This is a genomic window from Streptomyces sp. NPDC042346 (assembly GCF_055581845.1).
Genome location: NZ_JBVJEH010000001.1, coordinates 1,419,166 through 1,435,975 on the forward strand (window position 1 = coordinate 1,419,166; position 16,810 = coordinate 1,435,975).

Below are 16,810 nucleotides of genomic sequence, written 5' to 3' on the forward strand. Positions count from 1 at the left end.
GACCGCCATGACCAAGCACGTGTACGAGGAGGCCGGGAACTGATGGCACGGCGATACGACTGCAACGAGGCCACCGATCGTGTGACCGGTCTGCGCGAGGCCGCGTCCGCCGTCCGTCGGGGCGAGCTGGTCGTGCTGCCCACCGACACCGTGTACGGGATCGGGGCGGACGCCTTCAGCAGCGAGGCCGTCGCGGACCTGCTGGCCGCCAAGGGCCGGGGCCGCAACATGCCCACGCCCGTGCTCATCGGCTCCCCGAACACCCTCCACGGCCTGGTCACGGACTTCTCCGAGCACGCCTGGGAGCTCGTCGACGCCTTCTGGCCCGGCGCGCTGACCCTCGTCGCCAAGCACCAGCCGTCCCTCCAGTGGGACCTCGGCGACACCCGGGGCACCGTCGCCATCCGCATGCCGCTGCACCCGGTCGCCATCGAGCTGCTCACCGAGGTCGGCCCGATGGCCGTCTCCTCGGCCAACCTGACGGGCCACCCGTCCCCGGAGGACTGCGACGCGGCCCAGCAGATGCTGGGGGACTCCGTCTCCGTCTACCTCGACGGCGGCCCGACGCCCGGCATCGTCCCGTCCTCCATCGTCGACGTCACGGGCAAGGTGCCGGTGCTGCTGCGCGAGGGCGCGCTGTCCCCGGAGGAGCTCCGGAAGGTCGTACCCGACCTCGAGGTGGCACATTGACCGCCCCTGAGGGGCGTGGCATAGCGGGGTTCGACGACAGCAGCACCTTCCGCATCCTCCACGTCAGCACCGGCAACGTCTGCCGCTCGCCGATCACCGAGCGGCTGACCCGCCATGCCCTGTGCGACCGCCTCGGCGACCCTCTCGGCGGCGGCCTGATCGTGGAGAGCGCGGGCACCTGGGGCCACGAGGGCGCCCCCATGGAGGCCAACGCCGAACTGGTCCTCGCCGACTTCGGCGCGGACTACAGCGGCTTCGTGGGCCGCGAGCTCCTCGACGAGCACGTCATCCGCGCGGACCTGGTCCTCACGGCGACCCGCGACCACCGCGCACAGGTCATCTCGATGGGCCACTCGGCGGGCCTGCGCACCTTCACCCTGAAGGAGTTCACCCGCCTCGTCCGCGCGATCGACCCCGCCACGCTCCCGGACCCGCGCGACGAGGGCATGGTCGAACGCGCCCGAGCCCTGGTCCGCGCGGCCGCCGCTCTACGCGGGTGGCTCCTCGCCCCCTCGGTGGACGCGGACGAGGTCAACGACCCGTACGGCGCCCCCATCACCTTCTTCCGCTCGATCGGCGACGAGATCAACCAGGCGCTCGAACCGGTGGTGACCGCACTGACGGGCGTCTCGGCGCGCGACTGACGTCTGACGGCCTTGAGATGCGTCTCGGCGCGCGACTGACGGAGTGCGTGCGGGGTGCCGCGGTCGTGTCGGGCGCTGTCGCCGCGCGGTGTCGGGGGTGCGTGCCTACATTGGTGGCATGCCGGTCACCGCGCCCCCCGATGAGGATCTCGACGTCCTGCGCCGGCAGGACCCGGAGATCGCCGACGTGCTGCTCGGCGAGGAGCGGCGGCAGAGCGACAGTCTGCAGCTGATCGCGGCCGAGAACTTCACCTCGTCCGCCGTCCTCGCCGCCCTCGGTTCCCCGCTCGCCAACAAGTACGCCGAGGGCTATCCCGGCGCCCGGCACCACGGCGGCTGCGAGTACGCCGACGCCGCCGAGCGGATCGCCGTGGAACGGGCCACCGCGCTCTTCGGAGCCGATCACGCGAACGTCCAGGCGCACTCCGGCTCCTCGGCCGTCCTGGCGGCCTACGCGGCCCTCCTGAGGCCCGGGGACACCGTCCTCGCCATGGGCCTGGAGCACGGCGGGCACCTCACGCACGGGTCACCCGCCAACTTCTCCGGCCGCTGGTTCGACTTCGTCCCGTACGGCGTCGACGCCGAGACCGGCCTCGTCGACTACGAGCAGGTCGCCGCCCTCGCCCGGCACCACCGCCCCAAGGCGATCGTCTGCGGCTCCATCTCGTACCCCCGCCACCTCGACTACGGCATCTTCCGCGAGATCGCCGACGAGGTCGGCGCGTATCTGATCGCCGACGCGGCCCATCCCATCGGCCTGGTCGCCGGGGGAGCGGCCCCCAGCCCCGTCCCGTACGCCGACGTCGTCTGCGCGACCACGCACAAGGTCCTGCGCGGACCGCGCGGCGGGATGGTGCTGTGCGGTGCCGAGCTCGCGGACCGGATCGACCGGGCGGTGTTCCCGTTCACCCAGGGCGGCGCCCAGATGCACACGATCGCGGCCAAGGCGGTGGCGTTCGGCGAGGCGTCCACTCCGGCGTTCGCCACGTACGCCCATCAGGTGGTGGAACACGCGCAGGTCCTCGCCGCCGCGCTCGCCGCCGAGGGCTTCGCGCTCACCACCGGCGGGACCGACACCCACCTCATCACCGCCGACCCCGCGCCCCTCGGCATCGACGGCCGCACGGCCCGCGCCCGTCTCGCCGCCGCCGGCATGGTGCTCGACACCTGCGCGCTGCCGTACGGGGAGGGGCGGGGCATCCGGCTCGGCACGGCCGCCGTCACCACCCAGGGCATGGGCGCCCCGGAGATGGCGAGAATTGCCGCACTGTTCACCGCCGCGCTGCGTGATGATCCGGCCGAGACCGCCCGCGTCAGGGCGGAAGTACGTGCTCTGACCGGGCGTTTTCCCCCGTATGGTCGCTGAGTAGGACCCGAGCGCAACCGTTCGGGGGGCCCGCGTGTCTCCAAGCACATGGATGGCACGGCTAGGGTGTGGGGCTGAGATGGCCAGCGATTCCTGTGGGGCAGCCCGTGCGTGATTACCTGCTGACGCTCTGTGTCACGGCCGCGGTGACTTACCTCCTCACCGGTCCGGTGCGGAAGTTCGCCATCGCGACCGGGGCGATGCCGGAGATCCGCGCCCGCGACGTACACCGAGAACCGACACCGCGGCTCGGTGGCATCGCCATGTTCTTCGGGCTGTGCACGGGCTTGCTCGTCGCCGACCACCTGCAGAACCTGAGCAGCGTCTTCGAACTGTCCAACGAGCCGCGCGCGCTGCTCTCCGGCGCCGCGCTGATCTGGCTGATCGGCGTCCTCGACGACAAGTTCGAGCTGGACGCGCTCATCAAGCTGGGCGCGCAGATGATCTCGGCGGGCGTGATGGTCGCGCAGGGTCTGACGATCCTGTGGCTGCCGATCCCCGGCGTCGGCGTGGTCTCCCTGACCCCGGGCCAGGGCACGCTCCTCACGGTCGCCCTGGTCGTGGTCACCATCAACGCCGTCAACTTCGTCGACGGTCTCGACGGCCTCGCCGCCGGCATGGTCTGCATCGCAGCCGCCGCCTTCTTCCTGTACGCCTACCGGCTCTGGTACGGCTACACGATCGAGGCCGCCGCCCCCGCGACGCTCTTCACCGCCATCCTCATGGGCATGTGCCTGGGCTTCCTGCCGCACAACATGCACCCGGCGCGGATCTTCATGGGCGACTCGGGCTCGATGCTGATCGGCCTGATCCTGGCCGCTTCGGCGATCTCGATCACCGGCCAGGTCGACCCGGACGCGCTGAAGATCTTCGAGGGCTCGACCCGGGAGGCCACCCACGCCGCCCTGCCCGTCTTCATCCCGCTGGTGCTGCCGCTGACGATCATCGCGATCCCGATGGCGGACCTGGTCCTCGCGATCGTGCGCCGTACGTGGAAGGGCCAGTCGCCGTTCGCGGCCGACCGCGGGCACCTGCACCACCGGCTCCTGGAGATCGGGCACTCGCACAGCCGCGCGGTGCTGATCATGTACTTCTGGTCGGCGCTGATCGCCTTCGGGACGTTGGCGTACTCGGTCCACTCGGCCTCGATGTGGATCGTCCTCGGCATCACCGTGCTCAGCGCGATCGGTCTGGTGCTGCTCCTGCTGCCGCGGTTCACGCCGCGGGCCCCGCGCTGGGCGCAGGCCGTGGTGCCGCCGCGCTACCGACGCCGCAAGCCGGCAAGGGTGTTGGAGACCGCGGCGAGCGTCGGCGTCGACGCCGACGAGGACGCGGTCGTCACGGAAGAGCTGGTTCCGGTGCCCGCGGGGCTCCACGGGTCCACCGCCATCGGCAACCGCGGGCGCTTCACCGATCGGCGGAAGGCCGGAACACCGAGTTGACGAAAGCCGCTTCGGCGGCCAATAGCAGACAACTCGCCCTCGTGTCGCGCACACACGCGCGGACTAACCCTCATGTGTGACAGTTGGCACACCTTACGGGTAAAGACCTCATCAAATAGTTTGTGATACCGTTCACGAGACCCGGCGACAGAGCCGAAAGACCGTAGTGCGACGGTCCGTTGGCCCCGAGACCCACCTCGGACCGGGCTTACGCTCGTCCATGACGACACCATCGCCCCCTCCAGCAAGCGGAGACACCGCCATGCCGTCCAACGACGCACGCATCCTTCTGCACACCATCGTTCCCACCGCTGTCGTCGGCGCTGTCGCCACGGTCATCAGCGGCGTGCTCGCGGGTGGCAAGGGGGCGATCGGCGCCGTCGTCGGCACTTTGGTCGTGATCCTCTTCATGGGGATCGGGCAGTTGGTTCTGCAGCGGACGGCGAAGTCGCTTCCGCACCTCTTCCAGGCCATGGGGCTGATGCTCTACACGGCCCAGTTGCTGGTGCTCTTCATCTTTCTCGCCTTGCTCAAGAACACGACGCTGTTCGACTTCAAGGCCTTCGCCTTCACGTTGCTCGCGACGACCGTGGTGTGGGTCGCCGCGCAGGCCCGTGCGTACATGAAGGCCAAGATCACGTACATCGACCCCGGAAACACGGGGTCGAAGTCGTGAAGGGTAGGGCCGGGATAAAGCCACGTTCGGCTTCCTGCTATCGTCCGGTGCCAACTGCGGCATTGCGGGCGCGGGCATCCGAGACGCCTGTCCCAGCGCGAGGCTCGATGCCGAACCGCCGCCCCCTTATCCGTAAGACCAGTCCAGTGCCGACCCGCGGCTGCGTGCCGCGCCGACACAACGAGGTTGCCGTACCTATGCGCCACGCTGAAGGAGCCCGCGGTGAGTGCTGACCAGACGCTTGCCTTCGACCCGGATTGCCACATCTTCAGTGGATGCGGCTTCCCGGCTCCGGGCCTGCACACGTTCATGTACGAGCCCATCGCCACGGTGGCCGGCATCGAGATCACGAAGCCGATGCTGCTCGCCGTGCTCGGGTCGATCGTGGTCGTCGGGTTCTTCTGGGCCGCCTTCAACAAGCCCAAGCTGATCCCCGGCAAGATGCAGATGGTCGGCGAGGCCGGTTACGACTTCGTGCGCCGCGGCATCGTCTACGAGATCATCGGCAAGAAGGACGGCGAGAAGTACGTCCCCTTCATGGTGTCGTTGTTCTTCTTCGTCTGGATCATGAACCTCTGGTCGATCATTCCGCTCGCCCAGTTCCCGGTCACCTCGCTGATCGCCTTCCCGGCCGGTCTCGCGCTGATCGTGTACGTCATGTGGATCTCGCTCACCTTCAAGAAGCACGGCTTCGTGGGCGGCTGGAAGAACATCGTCGGCTACGACAAGTCCCTCGGTGCCATCCTCCCGATGGTCGTCGTCCTCGAGTTCTTCTCGAACCTCCTGATCCGGCCCTTCACGCACGCGGTGCGACTGTTCGCGAACATGTTCGCCGGGCACCTGCTGATCGTGATGTTCTCGCTGGCCACCTGGTACCTCATGAACGGCCTGGGCTTCGTCTACGCCGGTGCCTCGTTCGTGATGGTCCTCGTGATGACCGCCTTCGAGCTCTTCATCCAGGCCGTCCAGGCGTACGTCTTCGTGCTCCTGGCCTGCAGCTACATCCAGGGCGCGCTCTCCGAGCACCACTGAGCCGTTCCGGCCCCGTAGCTCCACCCCCGAAACCATCAGTCGTCCGGTGGCCAACCCCCACCGGGTCATTGAAAGAGAAGGAAGTAACGGCATGTCCGCTGCTCTCGACATGATCAACCTTGCCGCCGAAGGTGGCAGCGCCAAGACCAACGTCGTCGGCAACGTCGCCTCGATCGGTTACGGCCTCGCCGCGATCGGCCCCGGCGTCGGCGTCGGCATCATCTTCGGTAACGGTACGCAGGCTCTCGCCCGCCAGCCCGAGGCTGCCGGCCTGATCCGCACCAACCAGATCATGGGCTTCGCCTTCTGTGAGGCGCTCGCCCTCATCGGCATCGTCATGGGCTTCGTCTACCAGTAAGCCGGACCGACTGCCCGATTCTTTTACGGAAGGCACTGATGTGAACGCGCTTCTTCTTGCGCAGGCGGAGGAGCCCCAGCCTCCTCTGATCCCGCATCTTGACGAGCTCGTCATCGGCCTGATCGCCTTCGTCATCGTCTTCGGCTTCCTCGCCAAGAAGCTCCTCCCGAACATCAACAAGGTTCTGGACGAGCGTCGCGAGGCCATCGAGGGCGGCATCGAGAAGGCCGAGTCGGCCCAGATCGAGGCCCAGAGCGTGCTGGAGCAGTACAAGGCCCAGCTCGCCGAGGCCCGCCACGAGGCCGCGCGTCTTCGCCAGGAGGCGACGGAGCAGGGCACCGCGATCATCCAGGAGATGAAGGCGGAAGGCCAGCGCCAGCGCGAGGAGATCATCGCGGCCGGCCACTCGCAGATCGAGGCCGACCGCAAGGCCGCGTCCGCGTCGCTGCGTCAGGACGTGGGCAAGCTCGCCACCGACCTGGCCGGCAAGCTGGTCGGCGAGTCCCTCGAGGACACCGCCCGCCAGAGCCGGACGATCGACCGCTTCCTCGATGAGCTCGAGGAGAAGGCGGAGGCCGTCCGATGAACGGAGCGAGCCGCGAGGCACTGTCCGCCGCCCGCGAGTCCCTCGACGCGCTGACCGACAACACGCCGGTCGACGCGACGAAGCTCTCGGACGAGCTGACCGCCGTCACCGCGCTCCTCGACCGCGAGGTGTCGCTGCGCCGGGTCCTGACCGACCCCGCTCAGTCGGGTGAGGCCAAGGCCGAGCTCGCGCAGCGACTCCTGAGCGGTCAGGTGGGCGGCGAGGCCGTCGACCTGGTCTCGGGCATGGTGCGCAACCGCTGGTCGCGTTCGCGTGACCTCGTCGACGCGGCGGAGGAGCTGGCGAACATCGCCGACCTCACCGCGGCGCAGAAGGCGGGCGCGCTCGACGGCGTCGAGGACGAGCTGTTCCGGTTCGGCCGGATCGTGTCCTCCAGCCCCGAGCTCCGCTCGGCGCTGACGGACAAGGCCGCCACGGCCACCGCCAAGGGCGCGCTGCTCCGCAGCCTGCTCGGCGGCAAGGCCCACGCGACCACCGAGCGCCTGGTCGTCCGTCTGGTGACCCAGCCCCGGGGACGTAGCCTGGAAGCGGGACTCGAGTCCCTCTCCAAGCTCGCCGCGGCGCGCCGGAACCGGATGGTCGCCGTCGTCACCACGGCGGTGCCGCTGTCCGACCAGCAGAAGCAGCGCCTCGGTGCCGTTCTGGCCAAGCTGTACGGCCGGGAGATGCACCTGAACCTCGACGTGGACCCGGCGGTCCTCGGTGGGATCACGGTGCAGGTCGGCGACGAGGTCATCAACGGGACCATCGCGGAGCGCCTCGGCGAGGCGACCCGGCGACTGGCCGGCTGACGGCTGCGGCCACCACAGCAACAAGCATCACAGCATCATTAGCGGCCCGGTTGGGCCGTGCAGAGATTGCAGAAGATTCCTGGGGGTCGGCCCCCAGACCCCTTAAGAAACTTCGGGCCCAACAAGGAGAGCAGGGAACCCAGATGGCGGAGCTCACGATCCGGCCGGAGGAGATCCGGGACGCACTGGAGAACTTTGTCCAGTCGTACCAGCCGGACGCGGCCTCGCGCGAGGAGGTCGGCACGGTCAGCCTGGCCGGCGACGGCATCGCGAAGGTCGAGGGTCTTCCCTCGGCCATGGCGAACGAGCTGCTGAAGTTCGAGGACGGCACCCTCGGCCTCGCGCTGAACCTCGAAGAGCGCGAGATCGGTGCGATCGTCCTCGGCGAATTCAGCGGCATCGAGGAGGGACAGTCGGTGCAGCGCACCGGCGAGGTCCTCTCCGTCGGTGTCGGTGAGGGCTACCTCGGCCGCGTTGTCGACCCGCTCGGCAACCCGATCGACGGCCTCGGCGAGATCGCGACCGAGGGCCGCCGCGCCCTCGAGCTGCAGGCCCCGGGCGTTATGGCCCGTAAGTCGGTGCACGAGCCGATGGAGACCGGCTACAAGGCCGTCGACGCCATGACGCCGGTCGGCCGTGGTCAGCGTCAGCTGATCATCGGTGACCGTCAGACCGGCAAGACCGCTCTGTGTGTCGACACGATCATCAACCAGCGCGACAACTGGCGCTCGGGCGACGTGAACAAGCAGGTTCGCTGCATCTACGTCGCCGTCGGCCAGAAGGGCTCGACCATCGCGTCCGTTCGCGGCGCCCTGGAAGAGGCCGGTGCGCTCGAGTACACGACGATCGTCGCCGCCCCGGCGTCCGACCCGGCCGGCTTCAAGTACCTGGCGCCGTACACCGGTTCCGCCATCGGTCAGCACTGGATGTACCAGGGCAAGCACGTCCTGATCGTCTTCGACGACCTGTCGAAGCAGGCCGACGCCTACCGCGCCGTGTCGCTGCTGCTGCGCCGCCCGCCGGGCCGTGAGGCCTACCCGGGTGACGTCTTCTACCTGCACTCGCGTCTGCTCGAGCGCTGCGCGAAGCTCTCGGACGAGCTCGGTGCCGGTTCGATGACCGGTCTCCCGATCGTCGAGACCAAGGCGAACGACGTGTCGGCGTTCATCCCGACCAACGTCATCTCCATCACCGACGGCCAGTGCTTCCTGGAGTCCGACCTGTTCAACGCCGGCCAGCGCCCGGCCCTGAACGTCGGTATCTCGGTCTCCCGTGTCGGTGGCTCCGCCCAGCACAAGGCGATGAAGCAGATCTCCGGTCGCCTCCGTGTGGACCTGGCCCAGTTCCGTGAGCTGGAGGCGTTCGCCGCCTTCGGTTCGGACCTGGACGCCGCGTCGAAGGCGCAGCTGGAGCGTGGACAGCGCATGGTCGAGCTGCTCAAGCAGGCTCAGTACCAGCCGATGCCCACCGAGAACCAGGTCGTCTCCGTCTGGGCCGGTACCACCGGCAAGATGGACGACGTCCCGGTCGCCGACATCCGTCGCTTCGAGGCCGAGCTCCTGGCGTACCTCCGCCAGAACCACTCGGGTCTCATGACCTCCATCCGTGAGGGCGGCAAGATGTCCGACGACACCCTGCAGTCCGTCGGTGACGCCATCGCGGAGTTCAAGAAGCAGTTCGAGACCTCTGACGGCAAGCTGCTGGGCGAGGACGCTCCTGCCGCCGTCAACGTCTCGAAGTGACGACGGAAGGGACCTGACTCATGGGAGCGCAGCTCCGGGTCTACAAGCGTCGCATCAAATCCGTCACCGCGACGAAGAAGATCACCAAGGCGATGGAGATGATCGCCGCCTCGCGTGTCGTCAAGGCGCAGCGCAAGGTACAGGCATCGACTCCGTACGCGACCGAGCTGACCCGCGCGGTCACGGCGGTGGCCACGGGTGCCAATGACCGGCACCCGCTGACCACCGAGGCGGAGAACCCGATCCGTGCCGCGGTCCTGCTCCTCTCGAGCGACCGCGGTCTGGCCGGCGCCTTCAACTCCAACGCCATCAAGGCGGCGGAAAAGCTGACGGCGAAGCTGGAGGGCGAGGGCCGCGAGGTCACCGTCTACGTCGTCGGCCGTCGAGGCATCGCGCACTACAACTTCCGCGAGCGGAAGCTGGCCGGTACGTGGACCGGGTTCACGGACCAGCCGTCGTACGGCGACGCCAAGACGATCGCGGCACCGCTGATCGAGGCGATCGAGAAGGACACGGCGGAGGGCGGCGTGGACGAGCTCCACATCGTCTACACCGAGTTCGTCTCGATGATGACGCAGACCGCGGTCGAGGCCCGGCTGCTGCCCCTCAGCCTCGACGAGGTGGCGAAGGAGGCCGGCGATTCGGACACGCTCCGTCCGCTGTACGACTTCGAGCCGTCGGCGGAGGACGTCCTCGACGCCCTGCTGCCCCGGTACGTCGAGAGCCGTATCTACAACGCGCTGCTCCAGTCGGCTGCTTCCAAGCACGCCGCCACGCGCCGCGCGATGAAGTCGGCCACCGACAACGCGGGAGACTTGATCAACAATCTCTCCCGACTTGCCAACGCGGCCCGCCAGGCCGAAATCACCCAGGAAATCAGCGAGATCGTCGGTGGCACCGCAGCCCTGGCCGACGCGACCGCGGGGAGTGACAAGTAATGACGACCACTGTTGAGACGGCCGCCGCCACGGGCCGCGTCGCCCGGGTCATCGGCCCGGTCGTCGACGTGGAGTTCCCCGTCGACGCGATGCCGGCGATCTACAACGCGCTGCACGTCGAGGTCATGGACCCGACCGAGGAGGGCGCGACCAAGACGCTGACCCTCGAGGTCGCCCAGCACCTCGGTGACGGCGTCGTCCGCGCCATCTCCATGCAGCCCACCGACGGCCTGGTCCGCCAGGCCCCGGTGACCGACACCGGCACGGGCATCACCGTTCCCGTCGGTGACGTCACCAAGGGCCGTGTGTTCAACACGCTGGGTGAGGTGCTGAACGCCGATGCCTCCACCGTGGCCGACGCGCCGCGCTGGACGATCCACCGCAAGGCCCCGGCCTTCGACCAGCTCGAGTCCAAGACCGAGATGTTCGAGACCGGCCTGAAGGTCGTCGACCTCCTCACCCCGTACGTCAAGGGTGGAAAGATCGGTCTGTTCGGTGGTGCCGGTGTCGGCAAGACCGTTCTGATCCAGGAAATGATCGTCCGTGTGGCCAAGCTGCACGACGGTGTTTCGGTCTTCGCGGGCGTCGGCGAGCGCACCCGTGAGGGCAACGACCTCATGGTCGAGATGGAAGAAGCGGGCGTTCTGGACAAGACCGCGCTTGTCTTCGGCCAGATGGACGAGCCGCCGGGCACGCGTCTCCGCGTCGCCCTGGCCGGTCTGACCATGGCGGAGTACTTCCGCGATGTGCAGAAGCAGGATGTTCTCTTCTTCATCGACAACATCTTCCGCTTCACCCAGGCCGGTTCCGAGGTCTCGACCCTGCTCGGCCGTATGCCCTCCGCGGTGGGTTACCAGCCGAACCTGGCCGACGAGATGGGTCTCCTCCAGGAGCGCATCACGTCGACCCGTGGTCACTCGATCACCTCGATGCAGGCGATCTACGTCCCCGCGGACGACCTGACCGACCCGGCTCCGGCCACCACCTTCGCCCACCTCGACGCGACGACGGTTCTTTCCCGTCCGATCTCCGAGAAGGGCATCTACCCGGCCGTGGACCCGCTGGACTCCACGTCCCGGATCCTGGACCCGCGCTACATCGCGCAGGACCACTACGACGCCGCCACGCGCGTCAAGGGAATCCTGCAGAAGTACAAGGACCTCCAGGACATCATCGCGATTCTCGGTATCGACGAGCTGAGCGAGGAGGACAAGCTCGTTGTCCACCGCGCCCGCCGTGTCGAGCGCTTCCTGTCCCAGAACACCCACGCGGCGAAGCAGTTCACCGGTGTGGACGGTTCGGACGTTCCGCTCGACGAGTCGATCGCCGCGTTCAACGCGATCTGCGACGGGGACTACGACCACTTCCCCGAGCAGGCCTTCTTCATGTGTGGTGGCGTCGAGGACCTCAAGAAGAACGCCAAGGAGCTTGGCGTCTCCTGAGCCCCGTGCTCCCGAGGGGGGCGGGATCCGTCCCGCCCCCCTCACCACGCCCATTAGAATTGACCCCAACACCCGGCACGACCGCCGGGTGGTGACCCGAGGAGCCACCCTTGGCTGCTGAGCTGCACGTCGAGCTGGTCGCCGCGGACCGGAGTGTCTGGTCCGGCGAGGCCACCCTGGTCATCGCGCGTACCACCTCCGGCGACATCGGCGTCATGCCCGGCCACCAGCCGCTGCTCGGTGTGCTGGAGTCGGGCCCGGTGACCATCCGTACCAGTGAGGGCGCGACCGTCGTCGCCGCCGTCCACGGCGGATTCATCTCCTTCGCCGACGACAAGCTGTCTCTGCTCGCGGAGATCTGCGAGCTGGCGGACGAGATCGACGCCCAGCGCGCCGAGCGCGCGCTGGAGCGTGCGAAGTCGGACTCCGACGCCGCCGCCGAGCGGCGCGCCGATGTCCGGCTGCGCGCGGTATCGGTCCGCTGACGGACCGCGCCGAGTAGAAGTGCCCTCAGCCGCGGCACGGTCTGGAATTATCCGGACCGTGCCGCGGCTGAGGCGATGCAGATGCAGGTGTATTTCGGTTGGGTCGGCTGTGCCGGCCACGGGACGCAGCGAGGAGGTCGGTGAAGATGTTCCTCGCTCTGCTCGTGTGCGGCCTGGTCGTCGCACTGGTGGTGATCGGGCTCTTCGTCTTCGGCTTGCGCCGGAGGCTGATCCAGCGTGCCGGCGGCACCTTCGACTGCTCCCTGCGCTGGGACATCCCCGACGAGCCGGACCCGACCGGCAAGGGCTGGGTGTACGGCGTCGCCCGCTACAGCGGTGACGAGATCGCCTGGTTCCGTGTCTTCTCCTACGCGCCCCGCCCGCGCCGTGTCCTGGAGCGCTCGGTCATCGTGGCGCAGGAGCGCCGGATGCCCGAGGGCGAGGAGGAGCTCGCGCTGCTCTCCGACGCGGTGATCCAGGCCTGTACGTACGACGGCGTCCGGCTGGAGCTCGCGATGAGCGAGGACGCCCGGACCGGTTTCATGGCCTGGCTGGAGGCGGCGCCTCCCGGCCAGAGGGTGAACGTTGCCTGAGTTCCCGGTCGCTTGACGCGTGAAGAAGCGGGGGTCGGCGTGCTGCGCCGGCCCCCGCTTCGTCGTGCCGCTTGCTAGTTCAGGCCGGTGTTGATGGCGCCGACGAGCTCGCCGTTGGTGGTGTCACCGCTGAACTCCCAGAAGAACGCTCCGCCGAGGCCCTGGTTCTTGGCCCAGCTCATCTTCGAGTTCACGGTGGCCGGGGTGTCGTAGCTCCACCAGTTGGTGCCGCACTTGGCGTACGCCGTGCCCGCGACGGTGCCGGTGGACGGGCAGGAGGTCTTCAGGACCTTGTAGTCCTCGATCCCCGGCTCGTACGTGCCCGCCGCCGGGCCCGTCGCCGTGCCGCCGGGGGCGTCCTGGGTGACGCCGGTCCAGCCGCGGCCGTAGAAGCCGATGCCGAGGAGCAGCTTCGAGGCAGGGACGCCCTTCGCCTTGAACTTGGCGATCGCCTCGGCGGAGTTGAAGCCCGCCTGGGGGATGCCGGCGTAGGAGGTGAGCGGGGAGTGCGGGGCCGTCGGGCCCTGCGCCGCCCAGGCGCCGAAGAAGTCGTACGTCATGACGTTGAACCAGTTCATGTACTGCGCCGCACCCGCGTAGTCGGCGGCGTCGATCTTGCCGCCGGCGGAGGCGTCGGCCGTGACGGCCGCGGTGACCAGGTTGTTCGCACCGAACTTGGCGCGCATGGCCTGCATCATGTTCTTGAAGGAGGCCGCACCGCTGGTGTCGCAGGAGAGACCGCAGGCGTTCGGGTACTCCCAGTCCAGGTCGATGCCGTCGAAGACGTCGGCCCAGCGCGGGTCCTCGACCAGGTCGTAGCAGGACTGGGCGAAGGCGGTCGGGTTCTGCACGGCCTGGCCGAAGCCGCCGGACCAGGTCCAGCCGCCGAAGGACCAGAGGATCTTGATGTTCGGGTACGCCTTCTTCAGCTTGCGCAGCTGGTTGAAGTTGCCGCGCAGCGGCTGGTCCCAGGTGTCGGCGACGCCGTCGACGGACTGGTCGGCGGTGTAGGCCTTGTCGTAGTCGGCGTAGGCGTCACCGATGGTGCACTTGCCGCCCGTGACGTTGCCGAAGGCGTAGTTGATGTGGGTGATCTTGGACGCGGAGCCCGAGGTCACGATGTTCTTCACGTGGTAATTGCGGCCGTAGACGCCCCAGTTCGTGAAGTAGCCCATCTTCACCACGTTGGGGGGCGGGGTGCCGCCTCCGCCGGTGGTGCGGACGGGGACCGGGCCGGCGGCGGGGCCGGTCTGGTCGATGGTGTCGCGGGCGACGACCGTGTAGCTGTAGTCGGTGCCGGCGCTCAGGCCCTGGTCGGTGTAGGTCAGGCCGGTGAGCGTGGTGACCTTCGTGCCGTCGCGCAGGACGTCGTAGTTCTTGACGCCCTTGTCGTCGGTCGCGGCGGTCCAGGTCAGCTTCACCGAGGTGTCGGTGATGGCGGAGGCGACCGGGGTGCCGGGGGCCGAGGGCGGGTTGTCGCCCGGCTGGGAGGTGCCGTCGCAGGCGGCGCCGTTGATCTTACAGCCGGTGGGCGCGCCCGAGCCGGAGCCGTTGTAGCCGAAGGAGACGGAGGCGCCGGGCGCGAGGGTCCCGTTCCAGCCGACGTTCTTGGCGGTCCAGTGGTTTCCGGAGCTGGTGACGGTGGCGTCCCAGGCGGAGGTGACGGCGGTGCCGGCGGGGTAGTCCCACTCGACGGTCCAGGAGCTGATGCTGGTGGTGCCGGTGTTCTTGATGGTCCAGTTGGCGCCGAAGCCGGTGCCCCAGTCGGACGACTTGGTGTACGTCGCCGTGGCCGAGGTGGCCGCTTCGGCGGGGGTCGCGAGGCCGACCATGGCGGCCAGCGGCAGGATCAGGGCGGTCAGACCGGCGGCGGCCCGGTGTCTGAACCCTGTTCTGCGCGTCGGTGCTTGAGTGCTCAACGGTGCTCCTCAAGTTGCGGACGGACAAGGTGGGGGTGGTCCGTGAAGATGCGCGCGCCCCGCGAGCGTAGGAAGGTCTGGACCAATCGTCAAGAGGTCCAGACCAACGTCGCCGACTTCGCCTACACGCCCAACTCCTGTGCCAGGACCGCCGCTTGGACCCTGCTCCGCAGCTCCAGCTTCCCCAGCACCTTGCTGACGTGCGTCTTCACCGTCGCCTCCGCCATGTCGAGACGTACCGCGATCTCCGCGTTCGACAGACCGCCGCCGAGCGCCGACAGCACCTCCCGCTCCCGGGGCGTCAGGGCGTCGAGCACCGCGGGGTCCCTCCCGGTCGTCGACCGCGCCGGGCGGCCCGTCGCCGCGAACTCGGCGATCAGCCGCCGGGTCACCGCCGGGGCGATGAGACCCTCGCCGCGCCCCACCGTCCGTACCGCCTCGATCAGCTCCCGCGCCTCCGCGTTCTTCAGCAGGAAGCCCGCGGCGCCCGCCCGCAGCGCACCGAACACATACGCGTCCAGGTCGAAGGTGGTCAGGACGAGGACGTCCGCGAGCCCCTCCGACACGACGATCCCGGTCGCCGTCACCCCGTCCATCCGCGGCATCTGCACGTCCATCAGGACCAGGTCGGGGCGGAGTTCGCGGGCCAGCTCCACCGCCCGCTCCCCGTCCGCCGCCTCCCCGACCACCTCGATGTCCGGGGCGCTGCCCAGGATCAGGACGAGCCCCGCCCGTACCGCGCTCTGGTCCTCGGCGACCACCACCCGCACCGTCATGCCCGCTCCTCGTCGTTCGCGCGCACGGGCAGTTCCGCCCGGACCCGCCACCGTTTCCGTCCCTCGTCGTCCGTGACCGGACCCGCCTCGAAGACCCCGTCGAGCAGGGCCACCCGCTCCCGCATCCCCACCAGGCCGGCCCCCGAACCGGGCGCGGTCGGGCCGGACCGTTCCCCGTACGGACTGGTCACCCGCACCCACAGCGCGCCCGGATCCTGCCCCAGGGTCACCCGCACCTCGCCGGGCGCCGCGTGCTTGAGCGCGTTGGTCAGGGACTCCTGCACGATCCGGTACGCGGCCAGCTCCACCGGCGCCGGGAGGCCCGCGGTGCTCCTCCGGGTGTCGTCGAGGACGAGGACGAGACCGCTCGGCTCGGCGTTGGCCGTGGACTGGGCCACCAGCGCGTCAAGACCCGCGAGCGTGGGCGCGGCGGCCGGCTCCGCGTCCCCGCTGCTGTCCCGCAGCAGCCCGATGAGCCGCCGCATCTCGGCGAGCCCCGCCACGCTGTTCTCCCGGATCACGGTCAGCGCCTGCCGGGTCGTGGCCGGCTCGTCGAGCGAGAGCGCGGCCGTCGAGTGGATCGCGATCGCGGAGAGGTTGTTCGCCACCATGTCGTGCAGCTCGCGCGCCATCCGCGACCGCTCGGCCACCACCGCCTGCGTCCGGTCCATCTCGGCGAGGAGCGCGGTCTGCTCGGCGCGCAGCCGGGCGGCGTCCGCCGCGTCCCGGTGGTTGCGGACGACCGCGCCGGTGATCGCGGGGAGGAAGGCGACCATGCCGGTGATCACGCCCACGAGGAGCGCGATCGCGTTCTGCCACCAGACGAGGAACGTCACCGTGGTCGCGACGGTGATGAGGGCCATGGTGTACGGGATGCGCCGGGCCCGCGCGGGCGTGCCGTAGACCACGGCCGCGTAGACCACGTCCGTGAACATCAGGACCGTGGCGAGATTGCCGTTGGTGAACTGGTCGCCGACGATCGCCAGCGTCCCGATGTTCAGGGCGGCCCGGGGAGCGGTACGGCGCAGGGCCTCCGTCCCGGCCATCACGGTCAGCGGGACCAGCGTCGCCCAGCGCTGGTCGAAGACGCGGTCGCCCGTCGTGTACAGCCCGAACGACCACAGGAGCAGGCCGCAGGCGAGACCCGAGGCGGCGATGAGCAGGTCGGTGCGGTGCGGGCGGGGCAGCGTCATCGGGTGGGGGAGCGTCTTCGGGCGGGGGAGCGTCACGTACCCATCCAACACGCCCCCACGTGCGGGGACCTCCTCGTCCGGGCCGATCCGTCCCTCCGTCGAACGATGTAGACGGA

Annotated in this window: 17 protein-coding genes; 14 read left to right on the plus strand and 3 right to left on the minus strand. The window is 69.1% G+C overall.

Annotated features, from left to right (window positions below):
* The first annotated feature begins 42 nt into the window (after nt 1–42).
* The 14 genes from ACZ6K0_RS06755 to ACZ6K0_RS06820 all read left to right on the plus strand — a co-directional run bounded on the left by ACZ6K0_RS06755 (nt 43) and on the right by ACZ6K0_RS06820 (nt 12,806).
* Nucleotides 43–690, plus strand: a complete 648-nt coding sequence (locus tag ACZ6K0_RS06755; protein ID WP_024761921.1) for an L-threonylcarbamoyladenylate synthase — start codon at nt 43–45, stop codon at nt 688–690.
* Nucleotides 687–1,334 (plus strand): arsenate reductase/protein-tyrosine-phosphatase family protein, encoded by a 648-nt coding sequence (locus tag ACZ6K0_RS06760; RefSeq protein ID WP_376400044.1) that lies wholly within the window; start codon nt 687–689, stop codon nt 1,332–1,334. The genes ACZ6K0_RS06755 and ACZ6K0_RS06760 overlap by 4 nt, the downstream gene beginning before the upstream one ends.
* A gap of 118 nt (nt 1,335–1,452) precedes the next feature.
* Entirely contained in the window at nt 1,453–2,700 is a 1,248-nt protein-coding gene (locus ACZ6K0_RS06765; RefSeq protein WP_376400041.1) for a serine hydroxymethyltransferase, read from the plus strand.
* Nucleotides 2,701–2,807: 107 nt separating this feature from the next.
* A complete protein-coding gene (locus ACZ6K0_RS06770; RefSeq protein WP_376400038.1) occupies nt 2,808–4,142 on the plus strand; it encodes an MraY family glycosyltransferase in 1,335 nt (444 codons plus the stop codon).
* Between the two features lie 262 nt (nt 4,143–4,404).
* Nucleotides 4,405–4,818 (plus strand): hypothetical protein, encoded by a 414-nt coding sequence (locus ACZ6K0_RS06775; RefSeq protein WP_024761917.1) that lies wholly within the window; start codon nt 4,405–4,407, stop codon nt 4,816–4,818.
* 222 nt (nt 4,819–5,040) lie between these two features.
* Nucleotides 5,041–5,850 (plus strand): F0F1 ATP synthase subunit A, encoded by an 810-nt coding sequence (gene atpB, locus ACZ6K0_RS06780; RefSeq protein WP_055641315.1) that lies wholly within the window; start codon nt 5,041–5,043, stop codon nt 5,848–5,850.
* A gap of 91 nt (nt 5,851–5,941) precedes the next feature.
* Nucleotides 5,942–6,208, plus strand: coding sequence for an ATP synthase F0 subunit C (atpE, locus tag ACZ6K0_RS06785; RefSeq protein WP_024761915.1), 267 nt, complete (start codon nt 5,942–5,944; stop codon nt 6,206–6,208).
* Between the two features lie 40 nt (nt 6,209–6,248).
* Entirely contained in the window at nt 6,249–6,794 is a 546-nt protein-coding gene (locus ACZ6K0_RS06790; RefSeq protein WP_024761914.1) for a F0F1 ATP synthase subunit B, read from the plus strand.
* The gene (locus ACZ6K0_RS06795; protein WP_376400032.1) at nt 6,791–7,606 is read left to right on the plus strand and encodes a F0F1 ATP synthase subunit delta; all 816 of its coding nucleotides are present in this window, start codon (nt 6,791–6,793) and stop codon (nt 7,604–7,606) included. The genes ACZ6K0_RS06790 and ACZ6K0_RS06795 overlap by 4 nt, the downstream gene beginning before the upstream one ends.
* A 143-nt stretch (nt 7,607–7,749) precedes the next feature.
* Nucleotides 7,750–9,348 carry a F0F1 ATP synthase subunit alpha gene (atpA, locus tag ACZ6K0_RS06800; protein WP_376400029.1) on the plus strand — a complete coding sequence of 533 codons (1,599 nt, stop codon included), beginning with the start codon at nt 7,750–7,752 and terminating at the stop codon, nt 9,346–9,348.
* A 20-nt stretch (nt 9,349–9,368) separates the two neighbouring features.
* Entirely contained in the window at nt 9,369–10,286 is a 918-nt protein-coding gene (locus ACZ6K0_RS06805; protein ID WP_024761911.1) for a F0F1 ATP synthase subunit gamma, read from the plus strand.
* Nucleotides 10,286–11,728, plus strand: coding sequence for a F0F1 ATP synthase subunit beta (gene atpD / locus ACZ6K0_RS06810; protein ID WP_376400026.1), 1,443 nt, complete (start codon nt 10,286–10,288; stop codon nt 11,726–11,728). Before ACZ6K0_RS06805 ends, atpD begins: the two co-directional genes overlap by 1 nt.
* Before the next feature lie 110 nt (nt 11,729–11,838).
* Nucleotides 11,839–12,213 carry a F0F1 ATP synthase subunit epsilon gene (locus tag ACZ6K0_RS06815; protein ID WP_317599171.1) on the plus strand — a complete coding sequence of 125 codons (375 nt, stop codon included), beginning with the start codon at nt 11,839–11,841 and terminating at the stop codon, nt 12,211–12,213.
* 146 nt (nt 12,214–12,359) lie between these two features.
* Nucleotides 12,360–12,806 carry a DUF2550 domain-containing protein gene (locus ACZ6K0_RS06820; protein WP_267045872.1) on the plus strand — a complete coding sequence of 149 codons (447 nt, stop codon included), beginning with the start codon at nt 12,360–12,362 and terminating at the stop codon, nt 12,804–12,806.
* 74 nt (nt 12,807–12,880) lie between these two features.
* Here ACZ6K0_RS06820 and ACZ6K0_RS06825 read toward each other — a convergent pair whose 3' ends face one another.
* The 3 genes from ACZ6K0_RS06825 to ACZ6K0_RS06835 form a co-directional block, all read right to left on the minus strand.
* Nucleotides 12,881–14,725 (minus strand): glycoside hydrolase family 18 chitinase, encoded by a 1,845-nt coding sequence (locus tag ACZ6K0_RS06825; protein WP_376400022.1) that lies wholly within the window; start codon nt 14,723–14,725, stop codon nt 12,881–12,883.
* Between the two features lie 122 nt (nt 14,726–14,847).
* Nucleotides 14,848–15,501 carry a response regulator gene (locus ACZ6K0_RS06830; RefSeq protein ID WP_376400019.1) on the minus strand — a complete coding sequence of 218 codons (654 nt, stop codon included), beginning with the start codon at nt 15,499–15,501 and terminating at the stop codon, nt 14,848–14,850.
* Nucleotides 15,498–16,694 (minus strand): sensor histidine kinase, encoded by a 1,197-nt coding sequence (locus tag ACZ6K0_RS06835; RefSeq protein ID WP_376400507.1) that lies wholly within the window; start codon nt 16,692–16,694, stop codon nt 15,498–15,500. Before ACZ6K0_RS06835 ends, ACZ6K0_RS06830 begins: the two co-directional genes overlap by 4 nt.
* Nucleotides 16,695–16,810: the final 116 nt, after the last annotated feature.